Source organism: Streptomyces sp. NPDC053673 (genome assembly GCF_055585225.1).
Genome location: NZ_JBVJKN010000060.1, coordinates 21,189 through 27,934, shown reverse-complemented (window position 1 = coordinate 27,934; position 6,746 = coordinate 21,189). Strand labels below are relative to the sequence as shown.

5 protein-coding genes are annotated in these 6,746 nt (G+C 72.8%); 4 read left to right on the top strand and 1 reads right to left on the bottom strand.

Going from position 1 to position 6,746, the window contains the following annotated elements:
* Window positions 1–126: 126 nt before the first annotated feature.
* The gene (locus ACZ6ZQ_RS37655; RefSeq protein ID WP_469773044.1) at window positions 127–1,224 is read right to left on the bottom strand and encodes an O-antigen ligase family protein; all 1,098 of its coding nucleotides are present in this window, start codon (window positions 1,222–1,224) and stop codon (window positions 127–129) included.
* A 489-nt stretch (window positions 1,225–1,713) separates the two neighbouring features.
* On the opposite strand from ACZ6ZQ_RS37655, the gene lnt reads away from it, so the two are divergent.
* The 4 genes from lnt to ACZ6ZQ_RS37635 all read left to right on the top strand — a co-directional run bounded on the left by lnt (window position 1,714) and on the right by ACZ6ZQ_RS37635 (window position 6,704).
* Window positions 1,714–3,318 carry an apolipoprotein N-acyltransferase gene (lnt, locus tag ACZ6ZQ_RS37650; protein ID WP_469773043.1) on the top strand — a complete coding sequence of 535 codons (1,605 nt, stop codon included), beginning with the start codon at window positions 1,714–1,716 and terminating at the stop codon, window positions 3,316–3,318.
* Between the two features lie 9 nt (window positions 3,319–3,327).
* Window positions 3,328–3,810: an NUDIX hydrolase gene (locus ACZ6ZQ_RS37645; RefSeq protein ID WP_469773042.1), complete on the top strand. Its 483-nt coding sequence runs from the start codon at window positions 3,328–3,330 to the stop codon at window positions 3,808–3,810.
* A gap of 55 nt (window positions 3,811–3,865) precedes the next feature.
* Window positions 3,866–4,693: a 3-hydroxybutyrate dehydrogenase gene (locus tag ACZ6ZQ_RS37640; RefSeq protein WP_469773041.1), complete on the top strand. Its 828-nt coding sequence runs from the start codon at window positions 3,866–3,868 to the stop codon at window positions 4,691–4,693.
* Between the two features lie 115 nt (window positions 4,694–4,808).
* On the top strand, window positions 4,809–6,704 hold the full coding sequence (locus tag ACZ6ZQ_RS37635) for a helix-turn-helix domain-containing protein (protein WP_469773040.1): 1,896 nt from the start codon (window positions 4,809–4,811) through the stop codon (window positions 6,702–6,704).
* Window positions 6,705–6,746: the final 42 nt, after the last annotated feature.

Below are 6,746 nucleotides of genomic sequence, written 5' to 3'. Positions count from 1 at the left end.
GGGACCCCCCTCAGTTTCTTGTTCGGTAGTTTTGGGAGAAAAAGGCTGTGGTTGTTTTAACGGCCCGGAAGATCCCGCAAGAAAGGGCCTTGGTGCCCCTCCCGGCAATGTTTGCCGGTCGCGGCACTAGCCAGCCGGGTGGCGTGTGCCGGGGGCCGCGTCCGTCGGACACGAGGCGGTCGGCGCGGAGAGCGGAAGCGGTTCCGGTGCCGGGCGAGCCGTGGCCAGACCCGCGAGGAGGCCCGCGCCCGCTGTGACGGGGGTGAAACTCAGCGGATTACCCACACTCGCGAGGGCGGCCAGCGCGGTCAGCGCGGCACCCGCACTCAGCACCACGGGTGTGGAGCGCGGCGAACGCCACAACCCGTACAGCAGCCAGCAGTACAACGAGCCCAGCAGCAGCACACCCACGGCGCCCTGTTCAGCCGCCTGCTGCAGTGCCGCGGAATGCGGCTTGCCGTCGGAGCCGGGCGACTGCTGCACGGTCGGGCTCAGCTCGCCGAACCGGTCGGGACCCGCGCCCAGCACCGGATGTGTCTCCGCGAGATCGACCGCGTCCCGCCACAGCTCCACCCGGTGCGGGGTGAGCCGGTCCTCAAGCGAGACGGTGAGTCCGGGCGGCAGCGCGTCATCCGCGACTGCCCAGGAACCTCCCGTCACCAGCGCCGTGGCCAGCGCGAACCCGGCCAGAGCCAGTACCCGGCGGCGCATACGGGCGACCGCCAGGGAACACAGCAGGACGCCCATCGCCGCGGTGTACCCCGCGTCCGAGCCCAGCGCGAGAGCCGTACCGACAGCGGCGAGGGCCAGGAGCCACAGCAGAACGCGGGCCGGCACCCGCCGGGCCGCCGACGCGGCGCAGCACGCTGCGCCCGCGGCCAGGACCAGCAGCGCGGCGGACGCTCCGGTATGGCCGGGCGGCGTTGTCGCCGCTGCCGTGCCGGGCAGGCCGTGGGGCGAGGCGATCGCCAGCCCGAGCGCCCCGAGGGAGGCGGCCGCCGGGCCGCCGACCGGCAGCAGCGTGCCGCAGATCCGGCCGCACGCGTATCCGGCGGCGACGGCCAGCACCGCGAGAAGAACGCCCTCCGGCCGCGCGTCCCGCCCGGCCGCGCTGATCAGCGCCCACGCCGCGCAGCAGCCCAGTACGACGACGCCGACGCCGTCGGGCGTGCCACGGCGTTCCTCACCGTCCTGTACGGCCGACCGGCCTGCTGCTGGTGCCATCCCGTCGCCCCCCGAATGTGACGGGCCCTGATTTCCGGCTGCCGGACCGGGCAGCGAGCCAGGACTGGCGACACGGTAACGGCAGAGGCGGTGGTTTGTGGATGGATTGCGCAGGACTTGTGCGCGTCGGAACTGCGCGCTTGGGCGTCGCCTGGGATCCACGCCCGGGGCAGGCCGTGCGCGGGGCCGGGGGTGCGGGGCGTCCGCGCCGACACCCGGTCGCCTCGACGCGCGGCCTGGTTCGTCGCCGGGGAGGAGCCCGGCCTGCCGACACAGGGGACGCCGGCGTCGGCGCCCCCGGTGCCCGGTGCCCGGTGCCCGGTGCCCGGTGCCCAGCGCTCGGGGCCGGTGCCCCGGACCGGGCCGGGTCCGGGTCCGGGTCCGGCCCGGCGTGGGACGGACCCGCCCGGTCACCGTCCTGCGGGCCGCCAGGGCCGCAGGACGGTCCGCCCTGCCGTGATTCCACTTCGCCGCCGTAGACTCCGGCAGGTGAGCGCCACCATCACCTCCGCCGACACCCAGCAGTCCGTTGCCGCCCCACGCGACCGAGCCCGCCGACTGCTGCGGCGGCTCGCGCGCCCCGGTGCGGCCGTGCTGTCCGGGGTGCTGCTCTATCTGAGCTTTCCGCCGCGCCCCCTGTGGTGGCTGACGCTGCCCGGATTCGCATTGCTCGCCTGGTGCCTCCACGGGCGCTGGCCGCGCGCGGCGCTCGGCCTCGGCTACCTCTCCGGTCTGGGCTTCCTGCTTCCGCTGCTCGTCTGGACGGGCGAGGAGGTCGGGGCGATCCCGTGGATAGCCCTCGCCGCTGTCGAAGCCCTCTTCGTCGCGGTCACCTGCGTGGGCATCGCTCTCGTGACCCGGGTGCCGCTGTGGCCGGTGTGGGGCGCGGCCGTATGGATCCTCGGCGAGGCGGCCCGCGCGCGGGCGCCGTTCGGCGGGTTCCCCTGGGGCAAGATCGCCTTCGGTCAGGCGGACGGCTTCTTCCTGCCGCTCGCCGCGGTGGGCGGCACCCCTGTCCTCGGCTTCGCCGTCGCCCTCAGCGGCTTCGGACTGTACGAGACCGCGCGCCGGCTCCGTACGTACCGGAAGACGCGTGAACTGCCGCGCGGGCCTCTCGCGGCCGCACTGCTCGCCGTCTTCGTTCCCGTCAGCGGCGCGCTCGCCGCGCTGCCGCTCGTCGACGACTCCGCCGAGGACGGCACCGCGACCGTCGCCGCGATCCAGGGCAATGTGCCGCGCCTCGGCTTCGACTTCAACGCGCAGCGCCGCGCGGTCCTCGACAACCACGCGCACCGCACCGAGCAGCTCGCTGAGGATGTCGCGGCCGGCAAGGTGGCCAAGCCGGACTTCGTGCTGTGGCCGGAGAACTCCTCGGACCTCGACCCGTACCGCAACGGCGACGCGCGACTCGTGATCGACCAGGCCGTCAAGGCGATCGGCGCACCCACCGTGGTCGGAGCCGTCGTCACCCCGGAGACGGGCCCGCTGCGCAACACACTGATCAAATGGGACCCGGAGCGCGGTCCGGTCGCCACCTACGACAAGCGGCACATCCAGCCGTTCGGCGAGTACATCCCCATGCGGCCCTTCGTCCGCCTCTTCAGCAAGGACGTCGACCGGGTTCGCCGCGACTTCGGCCCCGGCAACAAGGTAGGCGTCTTCGACCTCGCCGGTACCAAGGTCGGCCTCGCGACCTGCTACGAGGCCGCTTTCGACTGGGCGGTCCGGGACACCGTCACCGATGGTGCCCAGCTGATCTCCGTACCCAGCAACAACGCGACCTTCGGGCGCAGCGAGATGACGTACCAGCAGCTGGCGATGTCGCGGGTACGGGCCGTCGAGCACAGCCGCGCCGTCGTCGTCCCCGTCACCAGTGGCGTCAGCGCGATCATCCGGCCCGACGGGAAGATCGTCCAGCAGACGACGATGTTCACCCCCGACGCCCTGGTCGCCGAGATTCCGCTGCGCTCCTCGCTGACCCCGGCGACGCGTATGGGCACGCTGCCCGAAGGCGTCCTCGTGGCGCTCGCCGCCGGGGCCCTCGGGTGGGTCGGCTACGCACGCGCACGTGAGCGACGCGGCAGCGCCGGTTAGGGTCGGAGGATGGGTACTCCCGACTTCATCCGAGAGATCCGCGCCACCGCAGGCCACCAGCTGCTCTTTCTGCCGGGTGTCAGCGCTGTCGTCTTCGACGACGACGGACGGGTGCTCCTGGGCAGACGGGCCGACACCGGCAAGTGGTCGATCATCGGCGGAATCCCGGAGCCGGGGGAGCAGCCGGCGACGGCGGCGGTGCGGGAGGTGTACGAGGAGACGGCCGTGCGCTGTGTCGCCGAGCGGATCGTCCTCGTGCAGACGCTGTCGAAGCCGGTGACGTACCCCAACGGCGACCAGTGCCAGTTCATGGACGTCTGCCTGCGGTGCCGGGCGGTCGGCGGCGAGGCGCGCGTCAATGACGAGGAGTCGCTGGAGGTGGGCTGGTTCTCCGTGGACACGCTGCCCGAGCTTCAGGAGTTTGCACTGTTCCGGATCAAGCAGGCGCTCGCCGATGGGCCGACGTGGTTCGACTCCACGGTGACCGGGTGAACTGTGGGCGCTGACCACATCGGTCGGCGCCTGCCCTGTACCTAGGGTGCGGAACATGACCATGAGCCCGGGTCCCGCCCCCCACTCCGCTTCCTCCGCCGCCGTGCAGTCCGTCGCTCTCGACCTCGGCGGCCGCACCGCCCTCGTCACCGGGGCGGCGAGCGGCATCGGCCGGGCCTGCGCACTGCGGCTCGCGGCCGCAGGAGCCAAGGTCAGGGCCGTCGACCGGGATGCGGCAGGACTCGACGCGCTCGTCGAGCAGTCCCTCGGCGCGGGCCTCGCGGGCGCCGTCGAACCGCACGTCCTCGATCTGACGGACCTCGACGCGGCGGAGGAGGCGGCCGCCGGAACCGATGTTCTGGTGAACAACGCGGGGCTGCAGCTCGTCCGGCCCATCGAGGAGTTCCCACCGGACGTGTTCCACACCGTCCTCACCGTGATGCTCGAAGCTCCGTTCCGGCTGATGCGGGGCGCGCTGCCGCAGATGTACGCGCAGGGATGGGGCCGGATCGTCAATCTCTCCTCCGTGCATGGGCTGCGCGCATCGGCTTTCAAGTCCGCCTATGTGGCCGCCAAACACGGTCTGGAGGGACTATCCAAGACCGCCGCGCTGGAGGGCGCCCCGCACGGGGTCACTTCCAACTGCGTCAACCCGGGCTATGTGCGAACCCCACTGGTCGAGAAGCAGATCGCGGACCAGGCAGACGCGCACGGCATCCCGGAGGAGCGGGTGCTCGCGGACGTCCTGCTCAAGGACTCGGCTCTCAAGCGCCTCATCGAGCCGGAGGAGGTCGCCGAAGCGGTCGCGTACCTCTGTACGCCGCAGGCGTCCTTCGTCACCGGTACGTCTCTGGCGATGGACGGCGGCTGGACCGCCCACTGAGCCGCCCGGTGTGACCCGTGGCGGTCGGCGGGGCCGGGTGACGGAGTTGTCCACAGGGGCCGCGCCGTCCACAGGGGCTGGCGAGACCCCCCGTACGGCAGGTATCCCTGTGTTCATGTCCCACGATCAGGCCTCCTACCTGGAGCTCCTCGCACGCGGCGCCGCCGCCGAGGCGTACGACCGGCCCGTGCTGCTCGCCCGCGCGAGCGGCGCGGGTGCCGAGACGCTGTCCGGTCTGGAGCACGCCAAGCAGCTCGCGCTGCGCGTGCGCGCCGAGCTGGAGGGCAGACGGCGCCGCGAGGCGGAGCTGTCCGCGCTGTTCGAGACCGCGCACGATCTCGCCGGTCTGCGCGACCTCGACGCGGTGCTCCGGGCGATCGTGCAGCGCGCCCGGTCGCTGCTCGGCACGGAGGTCGCCTATCTCAGCCTCAACGACCCCGCGGCCGGTGACACGTACATGCGCGTCACCGAAGGTTCGGTGTCGGCGCGTTTCCAGCAGCTGCGGCTCGGCATGGGGGAGGGGCTGGGCGGACTCGTGGCCCAGACCGCACGGCCGTATGTGACCGAGAGCTATTTCGACGACGAGCGCTTCCAGCACACCGGCGCGATCGACTCGGGCGTCCGGGACGAAGGCCTCGTCGCGATCCTCGGCGTCCCGCTGATGCTCGGCAGCCAGGTCATCGGCGTGCTCTTCGCCGCCGACAGACGGGCCCGGGTCTTCGAGCGTGAACAGGTCGCCCTGCTGGGATCCTTCGCCGCCCACGCCGCAGTCGCCATCGACACTGCCAACCTGCTGGCCGAGACCCGTACCGCGCTCACCGAGCTGGAGCGGGCCAACGAGATCATCCGTGATCACAGCGCCGTCATCGAGCGGGCCTCGGACGTCCACGACCGGCTCACCGAACTGGTCCTGCACGGCGGCGGGGTGCATGACGTCGCGAGCGCCGTGTCCGAGGTCCTCGACGGCACCGTCGAGTTCGCCGACCCCGGTGCCCCGTCGCTCACCACCATGGAGCTGACCGGCACCGACGGACATGCGATACGGCACGGGGACGACTGGGTCGCGGCGGTGTCCGCCGGGGGCGAACTGCTGGGCGCACTCGTACTGCACGGCCACCCGTCGCTCGACCCCGTCGACCGGCGCACCCTGGAGCGGGCCGCGATGGTCACGTCCCTCCTGCTGCTGGCCCGCCGCTCCGCGGGCGAGGCCGAGCAGCGGGTGCGCGGCGAACTGCTCGACGACCTGCTGGACGCCCCCGACCGCGACCCCCGCCTGCTGCGCGAGCGAGCTGCCCGGCTCCGCGCCGACCTCGACGCACCGCATGTGGTGCTCGCCGCCCGCATCGACGCCCACCCGGGCGCCGGAGGTGCGGAGCGGGCCACCGCGGACCGCCAGCGTCTCTGGTCGGCGGCCTCGCACCTCGCGGCCACCCGGCACGGCCTGGCCGCGACCCGCGACGGCGGCACGGTCCTGCTGCTGCCGCTCGGCCCCGGAGACGACGCCGGCAACCTCGCCCGCCAGACCGCCAAGCACCTCGGCGGCACGCTCCGCGAGCCGGTCACGGTCGGCGCGTCGGCTCCGGTCGAGGCGCCCGTCGCCGCCCCGGGCTCGATAGCGGGGGCCTACGTGGAGGCACGGCGCTGCGTAGAGGCCCTGCGGTCGCTGCGGCGCTCAGGAGAGGGCGCGGCCGCGCAGGATCTTGGCTTCCTCGGGCTGCTGCTCGCCGACACCCGTGACATCGAGGGCTTCGTCCGGCGAACCATCGGCGCGGTCGCCGACTACGACAAGCGGCGCGGCACGGACCTGGTGCGCACACTCGACGCGTACTTCGCGAGCGGCATGAGCCCAGCCCGTACGAAGGACGAGCTGCACGTCCATGTCAACACGGTGGCCCAGCGGCTGGAGCGCATAGGCCGGCTTCTCGGCCAGGACTGGCAGTCGCCGGCCCGTGCCCTGGAGATCCAGCTCGCCCTGCGACTGCACGCGATATCCGAGGCCGTCGCCCGCTGACTCCCCGTCACCCGCCGATCCACACTGATCGCTGACTCCCCG